Source organism: Microbulbifer sp. VAAF005 (genome assembly GCF_030012985.1).
Lineage (GTDB): Bacteria > Pseudomonadota > Gammaproteobacteria > Pseudomonadales > Cellvibrionaceae > Microbulbifer.
This window is the reverse complement of the sequence record NZ_CP120233.1, coordinates 5,123,198-5,139,818: the sequence shown is the minus strand read 5'-3', so window position 1 is coordinate 5,139,818 and position 16,621 is coordinate 5,123,198. Positions and strand designations below refer to the sequence as shown.

Sequence of the window (16,621 nt, the reverse complement as noted above, 5' to 3'; positions counted from 1 at the left end):
CTATGTCTGCACTGGTTCTGGACGGCAAGGCCCTGGCACAGAAAACTGAAGAGGAACTCTCGGCTCGGGTAGCCGTACTAAAGGAAAAGAGTGGTGGCCAAACGCCAATCCTGGCGACCATTCTGGTAGGTGATGACCCCGCCTCCGCCACTTACGTAAAGATGAAGGGCAATGCCTGCCGCCGAATCGGCATGGACTCCCTCCAGGTGGAACTGCCCTCCTCCACCACCACTGAGCAGCTGCTCGCCAAGATCGAAGAACTCAACTCCAACCCCAACGTCCACGGCATTTTACTCCAGCACCCGGTACCGGCGCAGATCGATGAGCGCGCTTGTTTCGATGCGATCAGCCTGGAAAAAGATGTAGACGGTGTAACCTGCCTGGGCTTTGGCCGTATGGCAATGGGAGAAGAGGCTTACGGCTGCGCGACTCCTAAAGGAATTATGCGCCTGTTGGAGGCCTACAATATTGAATTGGAAGGCAAGCACGCTGTGGTTGTGGGTCGCAGCCCCATTTTGGGTAAGCCGATGGCGGCCATGTTGTTGAATGCCAATGCCACCGTGACTATCTGCCACTCCCGCACCCAAGACCTGGCCGAGCATATCCGCCGCGCCGATATCGTAGTGGGCGCCGTGGGCAAGCCTGAGTTTATCAAGGCCGAGTGGATTAAGGATGGCGCTGTGGTTGTGGATGCCGGTTACCACCCCGGCGGTGTCGGCGATATCGAGCTGGGCCCACTGACCGAACGCGCTGCAGCTTACACCCCGGTACCCGGTGGCGTTGGTCCCATGACCATCAATACCCTGATCTATCAATCTGTCGATTCCGGTGAACGTAAAATTGGCTAACCTGATTCGTCTGGATAAAGCGGTCAGCCAGGTCACCGACCTCTCCCGCACTGATGTAAAGCGCGCCGCCTGGGCGGGGCGCATTACCGTCAATGGTGAGGTGGTCACCAATGCGGCCACCAAAATACAAGTCAGTGATGAGTTGTGCCTGGATGATGAGCCCCTGCACGAGCCGGGGCCCCGCTACATTATGTTGAACAAGCCCCTGGGCTATGTCAGTGCCACCAAAGATGGCGAGCACCCTACAGTGCTGGACCTGATTGATGAGCCTAACAAGGAAAAGCTGCATATTGCCGGGCGTCTGGATATTGATACCACCGGCCTGGTGCTGCTTACCGATGACGGCCAGTGGTCCCACAAGGTGACCTCCCCCAACCACCATTGCGACAAGACCTACTACGCTCTGTTGGCCGAGAAAATTGAGGAAGATGCCGTGGCCAAGCTTGCCAAGGGTGTCTGGCTCAATAATGAAAAGAAGAGAACCAAGCCTGCCAAGCTGGAGATCCTCTTTGCCAACGAAGTGCGCATCACCATCGGTGAGGGGCGCTATCATCAGGTGAAGCGTATGTTTGCGGCCCTGGGCAACAAGGTATTGGAGTTGCACCGGGAAAAGATCGGCGAAATCATCTTGGATGAAGAACTTCAGGAAGGTGATTACCGCCTCCTGACCCCTGAAGAAATTGCCTCTATCAATTAAAAAAAGATATGTCAGCCCTTCTACATCAGGAACTTATCCAGGCCCCAGAGGAAACACTGTGGATCGCCGATGAAAACAGCAAGCCCCTCTTACACCAGGAGGGGTTCCATTTTGCCGGAGATTTAATCAGTAACCGCTGGGATATTGCCGAACTCGCCGAAAATACGGTGAAGCGGAGCTTCTTCAACGATTTCCACTTTGAAGAACTGGACCGCAAATACCGCCGTATTGTTTACGCCGTTTCGAAAGAGAAGGCCGTAGTTCACCATATTATTGATTGTGCACCCCACTTCCTCGGTGAAGGTGGCGAGTTGGTTCTGCTGGGTGAAAAGCAAAGCGGAATCAAAAGCTACGCTGCGAAAGTAGCCGAGCGCCTGGGCACTGCCAAGCACTTGCAAAAAAACGGCAACGACTACCTGAGCAGTAATGTTGTCGCTCACGAGGACACCGGCAATCCAATCGGTGAGCTTCAGTATGCCCAGTTACAAAAGCTGCTCGAGCTTGGCGACCTCTACTCCAAGCCGGGATTGTTCGGCTGGAACAAAATCGATAAAGGCAGTGCCCTACTCGCCCAGCAATTAACGACGGAGTTGCCACAGGACGGTTCTCGTATTGTTGATCTCGGTTGTGGTTATGGCTACCTGAGTATGCAATTAGCCGCTTTGGGTAAATATCATTTTACCGCTACGGATAATAACGCCGCTGCTCTATTGGCCTGCCGCAAGAATTTTACCGAACAGGGAGTCGAAGGCATCGTTGTGCCCTCTGATGCTGGCTCTGAACTGGAGAGTGAAATCGCCGATCTGGTGCTGTGCAACCCACCTTTCCACCAGGGCTTTCAGGTGGAGGGAGATTTGACCGATCGCTTTCTGCAGCAGAGTGCGCGGATTCTCAAAGATTCCGGCGCTGCGATTTTTGTGGTGAATGAATTTATTCCCCTGGCGAAAAAAGGGCCCCGCTATTTTTCCCAGGTGGATTTGATCACCAAAGAGCAAGGATTTTGCGTATACCGTCTGCGCCCCTAAGAGCTAGGGGCGCAGGCCAGCAGCAGTCGCCTGGAAACTGGATTAAAGGCTAGTAATCGCGCAGATTAAACAAGTTCATCGACAGCGTATGCTCTTCCAACTCTTCGAGTTGTCGCAATCGTTCGAATGCATCTCGTGCCGATGGGGTTTCAGCGCCCTGGGCTAGATCCCGATATTGATCGGCCAGGTAGATCTCGATATCCATGGCCAACTTGGCAATCTGCTCCAAGTCTTCAATATCAATGCCGCGCAAGCGCTGCAAAAATTCTTTCTCTCGCCCTTCCGGGGCAAATTGCACCCAGGTATGTAGGGCTCCAGGGGGCAGGTCTGCATGGAAGTTTTCCAGTGAGTGCTTCATGGAATCTTCCCGTCGTCGCAGCTGATCCAGCAGCAACTCGACCCGTTCATTGGTGGCAAGCTGCTCATACTCTTCGTATTGCAACGCCAACTTGGCATGAAAATCCCTTCCTTCCTGAATCACTTCCTCAACAGTTTTGTACCGCATCAATCGATCCCGGCAGAACACTTCGCTCACCTTGAGTATAGTCACGAGGTGACAAAGGGCGCCAATGAATATCACTATTAAAGTGACAGGGATTTTAGGAGCCGGCCTCTGTGGGGGCTGTCGAGATCAGCGAAGCTGGCTCATGCGGAAGTCCAGGCGCCGGTTGGGGTTGGCGGGATTGATCTTTTCTGGGGCCCTGGCCGCCAGCTCACCTTTGCGCAGAGTTCCTCTGCTCACTGCCAGGATATGATTCTCATACTGGGGCATATAGGCCATCCAGGCACCGCCGAGTCGCTCACGCATAGCTTTGTCGCGCCAAGCGCTGTTCTGTAGCTCGGGCCTATCCCCGAAGTTGCTGACCAGCACGCCATCTTTATGAAGTAGGCGCATCAGGCTGGAGCACCAGGACTTATCGGCGGGTACCGCTCGCTGCACTACGCCGTCGCAGTGCCCAAATAAGTCGTCGATCACCAGGTCGAAAGTGCTGTGAGAGGGTCGCTTCAAGTGGTCGCGTACAAAGTCACAGGCATCAGCACACACCAGCTCGACATCACGCACGCCAAAGAAGCGACGGGCAATATCCAGGTGCACCGGGTCCAAATCTACGCCGACAATACGCTTAGCGGAGGTGAACGCCTGCAAAAGGCGAATCAGGGCACCACCACCGACGCCGAGTACCAATACCGAATTCAAGCGCTCTTCAGGGAGGAAAAATGCCGGTAGCAGCAATAACTCCCAAAGGGAGCCTTTGAGCGGATCGCGGGGATTCCACTGAGAGTGGAAAACCCCGTTGCTGTAGAGGCGCACACTGGCGCCATGGTTGCGCACCTGGTAACAGGTGTCGTCAACCTGCTTTTGCCAAAGCAGCGCCATCAGCTCGCCGGGAGGTCTGAGGACTTGAGCAATACCCGGGCAAATTCCTGTAGGCCCGCCAGGTCTTCCTCGCTAAAGCGCGCCACACTGGGGCTATCGATATCCAGCACTCCCAGGCAACGACCCGCGTCATCATACAGTGGCACCACCACCTCTGAGGCCGACACGGCATCGCAAGCGATGTGGCCGGGGAACTGATGCACATCGTCTACCAATTGGGATTCACCGGTCGAAACAGCAGTGCCGCAAACACCAGCGCCCACAGGAATCCGGGTACAGGCGGGCTTGCCCTGGAAGGGCCCCAAACGCAATTCATCACCGTAGAGGAAATAGAAGCCGGCCCAGTTGATATCCTCCAGCTCCATAAACAACAGCGCACTGGCATTGGCGGTGTTGGCCAGCCAGTCGCGCTCCGCAGAAAGCAATCCTTCCAACTGCCCATTTAAGGTGGTGTAAAACTTGTTCAGCGACATACCTAACGCCCCTTGCCCACTTATAATTTCAAATCGTGTCAGCTAAAACTGGCAAACCCGCAAAACAGTATCCTGCGGGAGGCAGGTATTTTGCGGGCTTTGGCGAGGGAATCAATATGCTGCGTGCAAAATTACTGGTAGGGGTCGACTACTGCAGGTTCTTCACCGGTCTCACCGCGATACTCATCGGCATCTACAGTTGGGCGAGACCACTCGCTTTCATCATTGTTGCTACGAGTGTTCGATTGGATAGCTGGCGGCGCGCTGGTAACGTCTGACTGCATCAGGTTGCGCGACTTTTCAAAGCGGTCTTCCACTTTTGGCTTGGGCGCAACTTGTGCGGAGTTGCCGCTACCTTCGCGGCGAATGCGGTTGGCCATAGCACTGAGATTAGGGCGGCGGCGCTCCGCAAGCTTCACGGCTTCCAATTCACTATTCAGGCGGTTGATCTCCGCCTGTAAATCACCCATCTGCGCTTGAAGTTCAGTAATCTGGGTCAACACGCCTTTTACTTTACGGCTTTCCTTTTCGTACATCACAGCGGCGCCGCCAAAGGCCAACGCAAAAATGACCAGGATGGAAAACTGACGCATAGCAAACTCCGGAAACTGCACTTGTTATTCTGAGGGGCATTTTTACAGCATATTTTTTCTATCTTCCGAGAAATTGCGCATAAAAAACAAGTTCAAACGCCCGCCGACGCCTTGATAGTCACCATTCCATAAAAACGAACAATTAAAATTTATCGGATAGCGACATATTCACACTAATGTCCCAGCCAGCTCCCCAATCTCAACCGCCTCCTGATCCACATAGCGATTGCTGTCTGAAATTGCTGGCAGCAGAGTGCTATCTGCATATTGGCAACCAATCGCTTGCACCAGCTTTTGCCCCACCTTTTCCGCCTGCTCTGGAGCATGGGCTTTTCCCGTGCGCAGAAAATGCAGTAACAGATCGTAGCCCGGGCGCCAGCACTGCAAGTCGGGAAAGCTCTTTCTCAGCGCTGCGGCAATCCGCAATCCTTCATAGTCCAGATCCCCCCAGAAAAATGTTGGAACCGTTCGGGACTCCCCATCGTGCCACCAGCTTAGGAATTGCTGCCGGATATTTTCACTAACCACATTAATAGTGCTGAAGCGAACCCTCTCCCCATTGCGAATCCTTTCTGCGCCTCCCTGGTAGCCCTCGCTATAAACCAGTGCTGCACGACTGGGTTGCAGCTCCGCCAGGCTAATAAAAGTGTCCTGGTTTTCGATAAAAATGACCTGCTCAAATTGCCTGGGCAGGTAGGCGTGAAGTAAAAGCTGGCGCTCCTGGATTTTACGGCTCAGGTCAGGATAGAGATTGCGCACCAGAGATTGACGGCTGGGTAATTCCAGGTATTTGGAATCCCCTTTAAAGCAGCGCGCGGCTAATTGTCGCCAGGAAATTTCATCGGCAAAGATCAGCTCTTTGCCGACGGACACCCAGCAAGCGATAATTTCTTCGACGGAATCAAACCCCGGTTGGAGCTCCAAGCCTTCGAGGGGAAAAGCAGAGGGATTTTCAAAGCGATCGACATAGGGCTCCAGCAGGCTGGTCCAGGCGGATTGGCGAACGGTGGGGGATGGGCGATTGAGCCACAGGCGCAGCTGTTCCTCGCTGGCATCCCGAAAAATCAATTGGGCCCCCTGCCACTCGGCAATACCCGGCCGCCTTTTCGGATTCGGTTTCACCGTAAAACACTGGTATTCCCGCGCAAAGTGCTGCAATTCATTCCACAGCTCCTGCTCGTCTTGATCGGGGTCCCTGAGGGGCTCCAACACTTCCAGCCAGCGCTTACTGCCAGCGCGCAAATCCAGCCTGAAACTAATGCGGGCTTCCTTGCCGCGTTCCAGCTGGCTGTCCCGCCGATCCAGAATAAAATTCAGGATGCCGATTAACAGCGGGTTTTCCTCTACCCAATAGGGCAATGTCTTTTCCATCGGTTGCCTCCCTGCCAATGGAGGGGTTTCCCCCAATAATACCTATCCCTCTACTTCTACCAGGTCCATAAAATCCAGCGACGCCTGTTGGCGAATCGCGCGGCGGTGATTGGCCCAGAGTTCGGCGATACGCTCCTGGTTGCACACCTTGCGATCGACATACACCCGGGTATTCAGCTGGCCGATGGGCTTGGCACTGGGGCACTTGCTGAACACAAACTGATTCGAGATCAGGTCCATAAAAGGCCCGGATTTACTGCTGGGCATAATAAACAGCAGCTGTAGCCCCAGGGTTTCAGTCAGGTAACGAATCACTTCCTTGGAGCGGGACTCATCCATTTTGGAGAAGGCCTCATCCACCAGCACCATTTGCAAATGGCTGCCGCTTTCACCAAAGCGGAAGGCCGAAGTGACCGCTGCGGAGCGGATAATATAAGCCGGCGTTTCCAGCTGACCGCCGGAACCGGTGCCGTACTGGCTGAGCGCAATCGGCTCCTTGCCCTCCGGTTCCTTATAGATCTCATAGCTGCGGTAGTTGCGGTAATCGCTGATTCGATCCAGCTCGCGCCGCGCTACCTGCTCGTCTTCACTCAGCAACATACTTAACAGGCGATCCCGCACCTTGCGGTGCTTGGGCGCCAAGTCCGTGTCGAACAGGCTCTGCTCTTCACCCAGATTCGGCAGTTCAATTACCGCCTTAAAGAAGCTCCAGTACTCCTTAAATTCCGCCACCCACTGGTAGTCGAAACGGAAGCGCTCGCGGTCGGCGCCAAAGCGGTGGTGTTCCAGCTCTTTGTTCAGATCATCCAACACGCGCTTACCATCGTTAATGGACTGGTAAATAGCGTGGCACAAGTGGGTTACAAAAGTGGTGTTAAAGGATTTTTTCAATCCCAGCAGTTGATCGTGGCGCTCCACCAGCAGGTTGTTCTTCAGGCGGTTGCGCAGGGTCTCTACCTGATCGCCGAGACCGCTGATCAACTTGAACAGGCCATCTTTATGGCCGCCACTCAAGTCTGGCTCAAACACCAGGGTATCGACGCTGGCACAGGTGGCGTTGTACTCCATCACCGCGCGATCGAGCTGGCGACTGTATTTCTCCAGCTGTCCCTGCCAACTTTCGATATCCGCCGAGAAGTCGAAGTTGTCGGCGGCGCGCTCTACCTGCTCGTCGGCAGTAACCAGCACTTGCTCGGCATCAAATGTGGGATCGATGGCGGTAATACGCCTTACCATTTCCTCGCTGTCACTGGCGGCATCGTCCAGGGACTCCAGCTGACCAGACAGAGCGTCCAAGAGCTTTACGTTGCTCTTTAATTTCGTTTCCAGGGAACCAGTCTTGCGCTGGAGATCAGACAACTGCTTTTGCTGGTCCTTGAGCTGGGCCTTGAGTTCATCGACCTGCTGCTCGAACTGCTCGAAGTCCTTCAGGTCCAGGTTTTCCAGAGCGCGCTCGGCGCTGCGCCATTCCCGCTGTGCCGCCAGGGCGGAATCCACAATGGACAACAGCTTGATATTCGCCAGTCCGCGCACCGCGTTGGTAACGCGACGGTAGAGCTGGTGGCGCTCGTTGACGTGGGCAGCCTCTTCCAGCAACTGCTCCATAGCGCGCTGCTGCGCCGCCAGTGCGCGGGCGCGGGCGCCCTGGCCGAACACCAGCTCGGCATCGTCCATATCGCAGCGCCACATGCTGTAGTTGCCACTGGCCATACCGTCGGCAGTCAGGCCCCGACGGGTACCGCGCAGCTCGTGTTCATCCTCCACCTGCACCACGGCACCGTAAGAGGCGCGCAAATAGTGCTCGGCAGTTTTATGGGTGAACTCCATCAGTTCGATAATGGAGCCCGACGGCGTATCCAGGCGCTCCGCATCGCGGCGGGCTTTATCCCCCTGGATCACTCGGGCGCGGTTGTTTCGCCCGGGTAGGCCGCGCACGATACGAATTGCGCGAGCCTCGTGTTCCGGCTCCACGATAATCGAGAAGCGCGCGCCGCCCAGATAGCCTTCAATCGCCATCTGCCAGCGCTCATCCAGCACTTCCACATAATCACACAGGACGCGGGGCTCCGCCTCAGGGCACTGCTCGCGAATTGCGGCCAGGGCCACTTCCACCGATTGGGGATAGCGCACGCGGTTGGCCTGGAGATGCTGAATGCGGCTCTCCTGGGTGCGCAGCTGCTTTTGCAGTTGCTGGACTTTTTGCTCCCAGCGGGAAGCCTGCTGGGCAATCTGCTCTTTGGGAGAAACCTCATCACTGGCGCCAGCTTTGCCACTGCTATCCAGCAGGTCGTAGAGGCGGTTCTGTAGAGCTTCGCTGCTGGCAGCGCGCTCGCGCAGTGGCTCCAGTGCGGCCAGATCGATCCAGTCCTTGCCCAACAACTTGTGCAGATCCGGCAGGTCTTCCTCGCGGGCTACCTGCTTGATCGCCTGCACCAGTGCTTTATCGGAGAAGGCGGGAATTTCCAGCTCTGCGGAGGTCGAGTTGAGCAGGTTTAATAATTCTTCGGCGGCCTCACGGTTCTCGCGCCAGCGGGCCTCTTCGGCGGACAGCGGTGTGTGCTGCTGGGACAGAAGCTCCAGGGCATTGTTAATGCGCCTTTCTAATTCGTCCTTATTACGCAATGCATCGATTCCCTGACGCTGGGCAAGTAACGCAATTTGCTGCTCATTGAGCTGTTCAACTCGCTCAGAAGCTACCCGTTTATCGCGCTCATTATTTTCCAGGTCGCTGCGTAACTTTTGTTGCTCACCTTTCCCTTTGAGATAACTCTTTTGAACGCGCCTTAGGTGTTGGCGCGCGCATAAATATTCCTGCACACGCAGTTGCAACCACTGCTCTCGGTAGAGCTCCACCGACTGGGCGATGGCCTCTAGCGAACTAACTCTCTCCACAATCTGACGCGCTTCCTGCTCCATACTGTGAATGGTTTTCATCAGTTCGGATACGGAGCGGATGGCATCACCCAAATCGCGTTTTTCCAACACCTCTTGGGCGACAAAATCGTTAATACTTTTTACTGGCTTGTAGGCCATAAAGTTGGCAAAGGTGCGTGCGGCGTGCATAGCCTCTCGATCGGAGACCGCATCACGACGTCCGCGCAGGGCACCGTAAAGACGACGCAGATAGGCCTTTTTCTTGTCGTACTGCTCAACTTTTTCGAACTGTTTGCTCAGGACCTGATTGAATTTATCTAGGGGCAGAGCCCATTTCTTCCCATCTCTATCTTCTTTGACAATATCACCTTTCGCCAACTGTTCGCCGGGAAATATGAAAAAGCGCAGATCGGTCTGACGAGCTTGAGCGGGCTGGCTACTGCTATCAAGATTGGCAGAAATTCCCATCACCGCAGTAAAGGGCTCTGTACCCTCTTCACCGCTGGTGGGATAAAAAATACCGGCAATATAGCAAGTAGCACTCGTTGGGCGGGCGTAACTGCCGTCGTCACAACCCAGTACATAAGAAGCTAGTGTCCGCACCTGCTTGCCACCACGGCCGCGCTGGGTGGTTTCATCCTGCCCCGGGTTAAAGGTAAACAGGGTGTCGTGGGCGGCGGTCATCAATGTCTGGATAGCATCGGCCGCCGTAGTTTTACCGGAACCGTTGCCACCGGAAAACAGGTTGATCGGGCCGAAATCATATTCCAACTGCGGGATATTGCCCCAGTTAATCAGGATCAGTTTTTTTAGGAACATAGTCTTTTCAAAAAAACGGTCTTTTCAAAAGCAGGGTCTTTTTGCAGGCGGGAAGCCGACACCCCTCTCCGAGGCTCCCGGGCGCAATTTACGCAAGCCCGGGCGGTCGAATGTTTTCGATTTTTTATAGCCGCTACTGCGGCCTCTATTTTCAACTAGGAAGCGGCTTCACTCTCAAACAGGCTGTTATCTTCGACTTCTGGAGTGATGCGTTCGAGCACTTGCTCTTCTTCCGCTTCTTCAGCCTCATCAATTTCATCAGCTTGAGTGGCCTCGCTCTCCACTGCGGGCGGGGCTTCACTGTCAATCAGCTGGTGCAATACCGACTCGCTGACAAAGTGGGCGATGGTCGGGCGCACGCGCAGCCAGACTTCCGCACTGGTCTCCACCTCTTCGCTGCTGAACTGCACCAGGCGCAACTGGCGCAATTTCTTCAGCAGATTTTTACGCTCGGCGTGTTTATCCGGCAGGGACATTTTCAGCAGGTTGCGCATGCCCAGTTCCAGGGCTTCCATCGATAGCGCGGCGCAACCACTCTCATCCACCTGCCCTTCCCGCAGCGCTTTATCGTATTCCACGCGCAGGGCGAGAATCGCGGCCACCTCCTGCTGACTGAGGCGGGCGCGGAAGCCGCCGTGGTGCGGCTCTTCCTGATCCGGCAGACCCGGCACTTCGGCGCCGGGTGGATACACGCGGATAAACTGGAAACGGCTGTCGTGCTGCAAACGCAATCCCAGTGGGGCCAACCACTCGCGCACCAGCTGCTCGCAGCGCTGGAAGCGATCGTAAAGGGTGGTCTCAATTACGCTTTCATCCCGGCAGATAACGCCGTAATCCAACAGGCGCACCAGCAGCTCGGAAAATTCGCTGCGGTTCAGGCGACACTGCGCCAGGGCCTCTTCCAAAGCCTGTTCAATCACTGTTTTTCAGCTCCAGGATATATTCGTCAAATTCGGTGAAATAGTCATTGCTGGCAATTTCACCGGTAAATTTCACCTGCAAGTCGGCAGCGCCGCTCTGGTTCACCGCCGCCGCTTCGATCACATGGCTCATAGCGAGCAGATCACGCGCATCGCGCAATGGCAGGTTGCGGCTGTTGATCTGGCGGCCGGTGCCAAGGGCATCGCTCAGATAATCGCGCAGGTTACTGTTGTTGAAGTTAAACGCCTGGTCGAGCAGTTGTTGCAGCTCGATCTCGCGGCGGTTTTCTTCACCGATGGGGGTTTCATCTTCGACCCGGGTATTCACCGGCTGGCGGCGGTTGCGCTGCCACAGCTGGGTTTGCTTGGGGTCAAACAGGCGCAGCTGGAAACCGCCCAGCTGTTCGCCCAGCTGCTCGAGAATTTGTGTTTTTTGCTGGCTCTCACCGAGACGCTGGCACAGGTCGGCAAATTCACCTTCAGCCTGGCTGTGCAGGTAGCTGAGCTGGCGGATAATAATATCGGCACGCTTGGTAAAGCCCTGTAGTGCGCGGCGCAAAGCGGGCAACTTCACCTCGCAGGCGCGGCGCATGCGGTCCTCGATGGTATCGAGCATTAGCCACAGCAGGGACTGGCCCGGCTGCATCAATTCCGGCAGCAGCTGGCGCAGGCGCTTCTCCCACTCCGCTTTCTGCACATCCTCCTTTCTGCGAATGCAGTCAATCACCCGATTGATGGAATCGCGATGTTTTTCCACGCTGTCCGCAGACAAACGGATAGCCAGGTCCGGCTGGAAGCGGCTCTCCATAAAGGAGAAAAACTCATCGGTGGCCTGCTGCACCAGCAATTGGGCCTCCACTTCCCGCACCATTTCCCGCTTGCGCTCTTCCAGCTCGGCGATCATATCGGTGAAATCCGCCACGATACGCTCGGAGTATTCCCAGGCATCGATCAAGTCGTGGATTTCACCTCGGCTGGCAAAGGCTTCCAGGGCATTTAAGGTGTTGCGGGTATTGCGGTGGCGGGTGCGCACGCGAGTGCCGTTCACTTCAACCAGCGGCTGAGTGAAAAGTCGGCCCCGGCGGCTAAACGGATAGGTGGCAGTGAGCGTGGCGCTGTCTACCTGCTTCTCCAGCCAACCGAACTCCACCAGGCTGTTCAGTACCCAGACGGCCTGATCGCGCAGGTTGCGGAAGCGGCCCTCGGGGTCCTGCACTCCATCTTCACTATCGAGTTGGGGCGCGCGGGTCAGGGCCTCGGCAAAAATTTCCAGGATCTGCTCGCGCAGCAAAGACTCACCGTAGTCAGCCTTGGCGGTGTACAGACGCTCATACAAAAGACGCAAGCACTCAACCACCTGCTCGCGATATTTACCGGTCAGCGGGCGGAAGAAGTGTTGGTAGGAATCGACGAAGAACAACGACTATAGGCCCGCTTATTCCTCTTCCGGCTTTTGGTTGAAGACACAATATTTTGTGTAGTCGCGGGTATCGTCAAAAGTCCACTGCCCTTTGGGAATGCCATCCATTTTCTCGCACCAGGCATCGGAACCCCGTTTGGGCTCACAGCCGGTCAGTGCGATAAGGGCGATCACAGCGCTGGTCAGGACAAATACTTTTTTCATGGTTCGCTTCTACAAATGAAATTCGAATTTCACTTCCCCGGCAGCCGCAATGTGCCAAGCCAGGGAAAATCTATCGGTGTCTCAAGTCTATCCGTGTCTCGGGGTGGGACCGCGCTATTCGCGGCGCCACTTGGTCCCTTCGCGGCTATCCTCAAGCACCACACCTTTGGATTTTAACTCTTCGCGAATCTCATCGGCGCGGGCAAAGTCACGGTTCTTCTTGCTTTGTGCGCGCTCTTCGATCAGTGCTTCAACTTCTTCGGCAGAAATACCTTCATCGCCACCACGGGCCTGTTTGAACCAGGCTTCCGGGTCTTGCTGGAGAATGCCCAGCATATCTGCAGCGGCCAGTAGCAAGCCTTTCAGGCGTGCTTTATCCACCTCATCGGCTTTGTTCAGGTCGCGGGCGATCTGGTGCAATTCGCTGATGGCGATCGGCGTATTCAGATCGTCTTCCAACGCCTTGATAAAGGCGGTGCCATTAAGATCTGCCGCTTCAGCCTCAACCGCTTCCGTTTCACGCAGTGCGCCATAGAGAGTATCCAGGGTGCGCCATGCCTGATCCAGCAAATCAGCACTGAAATTCAGTTCTGAGCGGTAGTGGGCAGATAGCAGTGCGAAACGCAGCACTTCACCGGGGTATTGGCTCAGCAGGTCTTTGACCATGCGGAAGTTGCCCAGGGATTTGGACATCTTTTCGCCATTGATATTCACGTAGCCGTTGTGCATCCAGTAGCGCACAAAATCCACACCATTGGCGCAGCAGCTCTGGGCGCGCTCGTTTTCGTGGTGGGGGAAGGTCAGGTCGCGACCGCCGCCATGGATATCGATAGTGTCACCCAGGTGCTTCTTGATCATGGCCGAACACTCCAAGTGCCAACCCGGGCGCCCACGGCCCCAGGGGCTGTCCCAGCCGGGCTCGTCATCGGCAGATGGCTTCCACAGTACGAAGTCGCCGGCGTACTTTTTGTAAGGCGCTACTTCCACCCGCGCACCGGCGAGCATATCGTCGAGGGAGCGCTTGGACAGCTGACCGTACTCCTGCATGGATTCCACGGCGAACAGCACATGGCCTTCGGCGGCGTAGGCGTGACCTTTATCCAGCAGGCTTTCGATCATCGCGATCATTTCCGGCAAGTGCTGGGTGGCGTAGGGGACAATATCCGGCTCCAAGTTATTGAGCGCGGCCATATCCTCGTAGTAAGCCTGGGCATAGCGCGCTGACAGCACGCCGATTTCCTCGCCGTTATCCCGCGCGGTCTTCATGATTTTGTCTTCAATATCGGTGATATTGCGCGCGTAAATCACATCGCTGAAATTTCTTTTCAGTATCCGGTACAGGGTGTCGAACACCACCACAGGGCGGGCATTGCCAATATGCACGCGGTTGTACACGGTGGGGCCACACACATACATGCGCACCTGATCTTCCACCAATGGTACGAAGGGTTCTTTCTTCCCGGAAAACGTGTTGTAGACTTGTAGAGACATCTTTTCTCTCGAATTCTTTTTGCTGTGTGGCTGGGCCAGTCATTGACCCAGCCGCGAAAACTGCCGCTCGGGCAGCCCTCCGCTTTGCTATTTGTTTTGCTCTTTGGCCCAGCTGTCGCGCAGACCAATAGTGCGGTTAAACACCGGCGCTTCCGCGCTGCCGTACTTGCTGTCGCGACAGAAGTAGCCGTTGCGCTCGAACTGGTAGCCCTGCTCCGGCTCCGCTTTGGCCAGGCCGATTTCCGCCTTACAGCCTTTTAGGATTTGCAGGTTGTCCGGGTTTACGCAGTCGAGGAAGTTCTTGCCGCCGGCATCCGGCGCCGCATCATTGAACAGGCGATCGTATAGACGCACTTCGCAATCGACATTGTTGTCCGCAGATACCCAGTGAATAACGCCCTTTGGCTTAACGCCGTCGGCCGGGTCTTTGCCCAGGGTGTCCAGATCAACTGAACAGATCACCTCAACAATTTCACCGGCATCGTTCTTCACGACTTCTTCAGCAAAGATCACATAGGCGTTGCGCAGGCGAACTTTTTTGCCCAGCACCAGACGCTTGTACTTCTTGTTGGCCTCTTCGCGGAAATCTTCTTTCTCAATATAGAGAGTGCGACCAAAAGGAAGTTCACGGGCCGGCAGATCATCGCGCACCGGGTGGCCGGGTGCTGACAGCATCTCTTCCTGGCCTTCCGGGTAATTTTTCAGGGTGACCTTCAACGGCTCCATCACACACATGGCGCGCGGTGCATTTTTATCCAGATCGTCGCGAATGCTGTATTCCAGCATACCCACATCGACAACTGAGTCGGAGCGGGTTACACCGATCATCTCGCAGAAGTTGCGAATGGAAGCCGGGGTAAAGCCGCGACGGCGCATACCGGACAGGGTCGGCATCCGGGGGTCATCCCAGCCGTCTACATGGCCTTCGTCTACCAGTTGCTTGAGCTTGCGCTTGGACACCACGGTGTAGTTGAGGTGCAGGCGTGCAAATTCGTACTGACGCGGGCGCGAAGGCACCGGCAGGTTCTCGATCAGCCAGTCGTACAGGGGCTTGTGATCTTCAAACTCCAGGGTACAGATGGAGTGGCTGATACCCTCAATCGCATCGCACTGTCCGTGAGCGAAATCGTAGCTGGGGTAAATGCACCACTTATCACCGGTCTGGTGGTGAGCCATCTTTTTGATGCGGTAGATGATCGGGTCACGCAGGTTGATATTCGGTGCGGCCATATCGATCTTGGCGCGCAAGCTGCACTGGCCCTCTTCCATTTCACCGTTGCGCATCTTTTCAAACAGCGCCAGGTTTTCCTCGACGGACCGATCCCGGAAAGGGCTGTTCTTGCCCGGCTCTTTCAGCGTGCCACGATAGTGGCGAGCTTCTTCTGCGGACAGGTCGCAGACATAGGCTTTGCCATCTTTAATCAGGTGCAGCGCCCACTCGTACAATTGATCAAAATTATCCGAGGAATATTTGGCCTCGCCATTCCACTCAAAACCGAGCCAGGAGACATCGCGCTTAATCGCATCGACAAACTCTTCCTCTTCCTTGGCTGGGTTGGTGTCGTCAAAGCGTAAATTACAGGTGCCACCGAATTCCTGCGCCAGACCAAAATTCAGACAGATGGACTTGGCGTGGCCGATATGCAGGTAGCCGTTGGGCTCCGGCGGGAAGCGGGTCGCGATCTGCGTAACCCGGCCCTCAGTCAGATCTTCACGGATAAGGTTCTGTAAAAAGTGAGCTGGCTTGCTCTCGGATGTCATAGGATTCTCTTAATTTACAGCTGTGCGAACGTAAACGGCGAATTATAACCTACTTGAGAGACAGAATATCGAATTTGAAGGAACGCTTTTCATAGAAATTCACTGCAAGCGTTTGATTTTTGTGCAATTGACACAGATATTCCGACACAGCATTTTACAGCTACAGACTACAAGGTATCATGCCGCCCCAAATCAACCCTCATAGGACATTTTATGATCACCCTTCACACAACCCATGGAGATATAGCCATCGAATTGGATTTCGAAAAGGCACCCAAGACTGCTGCCAACTTTTTGCAGTACTGCCGTGACGATTTCTATACCGGCACTGTCTTCCACCGGGTGATCAACAACTTTATGATCCAAGGTGGCGGCATGACTCCAGACATGCAGCAGAAGGAAACCCGCGATTCCATCGAAAACGAAGCCAACAATGGCTTGAAGAACGACACTGGCACCCTGGCCATGGCCCGCACCATGGATCCGCATTCCGCCAGCTCCCAGTTCTTTATCAATGTTAAGGACAACGATTTCCTGAACTTCCGCAGCGAAGACTCTCAGGGCTGGGGTTACTGTGTATTTGGTAAGGTTGTCGACGGCATGGACGTGGTCAACAAAATCAAAGACGTTAAAACCGGCAGCAAAGGCTTCCACCAGGACGTACCCCTGGAGACTATCGAAATCACCGGTATCAGCATCTCTGACGCCTACGCCGATAAGTAATTCCACGGGTCAGTACCGACTCTA

General features: G+C 55.2%; 15 protein-coding genes. 4 read left to right on the top strand and 11 right to left on the bottom strand.

Annotated features, from left to right (window positions below):
• Positions 1–2 precede the first annotated feature (2 nt).
• Genes folD through P0078_RS23035 form a run of 3 tightly spaced genes read left to right on the top strand, consistent with a single transcriptional unit; the run spans position 3 to position 2,570 of the window.
• Positions 3–848 carry a bifunctional methylenetetrahydrofolate dehydrogenase/methenyltetrahydrofolate cyclohydrolase FolD gene (gene folD, locus P0078_RS23045; RefSeq protein ID WP_282932201.1) on the top strand — a complete coding sequence of 282 codons (846 nt, stop codon included), beginning with the start codon at positions 3–5 and terminating at the stop codon, positions 846–848.
• Positions 841–1,545 carry a 16S rRNA pseudouridine(516) synthase RsuA gene (gene rsuA, locus P0078_RS23040; protein WP_282932200.1) on the top strand — a complete coding sequence of 235 codons (705 nt, stop codon included), beginning with the start codon at positions 841–843 and terminating at the stop codon, positions 1,543–1,545. Before folD ends, rsuA begins: the two co-directional genes overlap by 8 nt.
• Positions 1,546–1,553: 8 nt before the next feature.
• The gene (locus P0078_RS23035; protein WP_282932199.1) at positions 1,554–2,570 is read left to right on the top strand and encodes a class I SAM-dependent methyltransferase; all 1,017 of its coding nucleotides are present in this window, start codon (positions 1,554–1,556) and stop codon (positions 2,568–2,570) included.
• Between the two features lie 49 nt (positions 2,571–2,619).
• On the opposite strand, the gene P0078_RS23030 is transcribed toward P0078_RS23035, so the two are convergent.
• From P0078_RS23030 to P0078_RS22980, 11 genes are all read right to left on the bottom strand, one after another.
• Positions 2,620–3,075 (bottom strand): hypothetical protein, encoded by a 456-nt coding sequence (locus tag P0078_RS23030; protein ID WP_282932198.1) that lies wholly within the window; start codon positions 3,073–3,075, stop codon positions 2,620–2,622.
• A gap of 126 nt (positions 3,076–3,201) precedes the next feature.
• Complete coding sequence (locus P0078_RS23025; RefSeq protein ID WP_282932197.1) at positions 3,202–3,948, bottom strand: spermidine synthase; 747 nt, start codon at positions 3,946–3,948, stop codon at positions 3,202–3,204.
• Positions 3,948–4,421, bottom strand: a complete 474-nt coding sequence (gene msrC, locus P0078_RS23020; protein ID WP_282932196.1) for a free L-methionine (R)-S-oxide reductase MsrC — start codon at positions 4,419–4,421, stop codon at positions 3,948–3,950. Before msrC ends, P0078_RS23025 begins: the two co-directional genes overlap by 1 nt.
• 131 nt (positions 4,422–4,552) lie before the next feature.
• The gene (locus tag P0078_RS23015) at positions 4,553–5,014 is read right to left on the bottom strand and encodes a hypothetical protein (RefSeq protein WP_108735279.1); all 462 of its coding nucleotides are present in this window, start codon (positions 5,012–5,014) and stop codon (positions 4,553–4,555) included.
• A 168-nt stretch (positions 5,015–5,182) separates the two neighbouring features.
• A complete protein-coding gene (locus P0078_RS23010; RefSeq protein ID WP_282932195.1) occupies positions 5,183–6,385 on the bottom strand; it encodes a Wadjet anti-phage system protein JetD domain-containing protein in 1,203 nt (400 codons plus the stop codon).
• A gap of 42 nt (positions 6,386–6,427) precedes the next feature.
• Positions 6,428–10,078, bottom strand: coding sequence for an ATP-binding protein (locus P0078_RS23005; protein WP_282932194.1), 3,651 nt, complete (start codon positions 10,076–10,078; stop codon positions 6,428–6,430).
• A gap of 155 nt (positions 10,079–10,233) precedes the next feature.
• Positions 10,234–10,998 (bottom strand): DUF4194 domain-containing protein, encoded by a 765-nt coding sequence (locus P0078_RS23000; RefSeq protein ID WP_282932193.1) that lies wholly within the window; start codon positions 10,996–10,998, stop codon positions 10,234–10,236.
• Positions 10,991–12,418: a Wadjet anti-phage system protein JetA family protein gene (locus P0078_RS22995; RefSeq protein ID WP_020413169.1), complete on the bottom strand. Its 1,428-nt coding sequence runs from the start codon at positions 12,416–12,418 to the stop codon at positions 10,991–10,993. The genes P0078_RS23000 and P0078_RS22995 overlap by 8 nt, the downstream gene beginning before the upstream one ends.
• Before the next feature lie 15 nt (positions 12,419–12,433).
• Positions 12,434–12,622: a DUF3012 domain-containing protein gene (locus P0078_RS22990; protein WP_108733723.1), complete on the bottom strand. Its 189-nt coding sequence runs from the start codon at positions 12,620–12,622 to the stop codon at positions 12,434–12,436.
• A gap of 114 nt (positions 12,623–12,736) precedes the next feature.
• Positions 12,737–14,113, bottom strand: coding sequence for a cysteine--tRNA ligase (cysS, locus tag P0078_RS22985; protein WP_282932192.1), 1,377 nt, complete (start codon positions 14,111–14,113; stop codon positions 12,737–12,739).
• Between the two features lie 87 nt (positions 14,114–14,200).
• Positions 14,201–15,874 carry a glutamine--tRNA ligase/YqeY domain fusion protein gene (locus P0078_RS22980; protein ID WP_282932191.1) on the bottom strand — a complete coding sequence of 558 codons (1,674 nt, stop codon included), beginning with the start codon at positions 15,872–15,874 and terminating at the stop codon, positions 14,201–14,203.
• 213 nt (positions 15,875–16,087) lie between these two features.
• Between P0078_RS22980 and P0078_RS22975 the strand changes: the two genes are divergently transcribed.
• On the top strand, positions 16,088–16,597 hold the full coding sequence (locus P0078_RS22975; RefSeq protein WP_108733726.1) for a peptidylprolyl isomerase: 510 nt from the start codon (positions 16,088–16,090) through the stop codon (positions 16,595–16,597).
• Positions 16,598–16,621 lie beyond the last annotated feature (24 nt).

Bases quoted from the DNA above. Each gene is read 5' to 3' on its own strand.
- P0078_RS23015 (WP_108735279.1), bottom strand. From the start codon at position 5,014: ATGCGTCAGTTTTCCATCCTGGTCATTTTTGCGTTGGCCTTTGGCGGC.
- cysS (WP_282932192.1), bottom strand. From the start codon at position 14,113: ATGTCTCTACAAGTCTACAACACGTTTTCCGGGAAGAAAGAACCCTTC.
- folD (WP_282932201.1), top strand. From the start codon at position 3: ATGTCTGCACTGGTTCTGGACGGCAAGGCCCTGGCACAGAAAACTGAA.
- P0078_RS23005 (WP_282932194.1), bottom strand. From the start codon at position 10,078: ATGTTCCTAAAAAAACTGATCCTGATTAACTGGGGCAATATCCCGCAG.
- P0078_RS23035 (WP_282932199.1), top strand. From the start codon at position 1,554: ATGTCAGCCCTTCTACATCAGGAACTTATCCAGGCCCCAGAGGAAACA.
- P0078_RS23025 (WP_282932197.1), bottom strand. From the start codon at position 3,948: ATGGCGCTGCTTTGGCAAAAGCAGGTTGACGACACCTGTTACCAGGTG.
- P0078_RS23010 (WP_282932195.1), bottom strand. From the start codon at position 6,385: ATGGAAAAGACATTGCCCTATTGGGTAGAGGAAAACCCGCTGTTAATC.
- P0078_RS22990 (WP_108733723.1), bottom strand. From the start codon at position 12,622: ATGAAAAAAGTATTTGTCCTGACCAGCGCTGTGATCGCCCTTATCGCA.
- msrC (WP_282932196.1), bottom strand. From the start codon at position 4,421: ATGTCGCTGAACAAGTTTTACACCACCTTAAATGGGCAGTTGGAAGGA.
- P0078_RS23030 (WP_282932198.1), bottom strand. From the start codon at position 3,075: ATGCGGTACAAAACTGTTGAGGAAGTGATTCAGGAAGGAAGGGATTTT.
- P0078_RS22975 (WP_108733726.1), top strand. From the start codon at position 16,088: ATGATCACCCTTCACACAACCCATGGAGATATAGCCATCGAATTGGAT.
- P0078_RS22980 (WP_282932191.1), bottom strand. From the start codon at position 15,874: ATGACATCCGAGAGCAAGCCAGCTCACTTTTTACAGAACCTTATCCGT.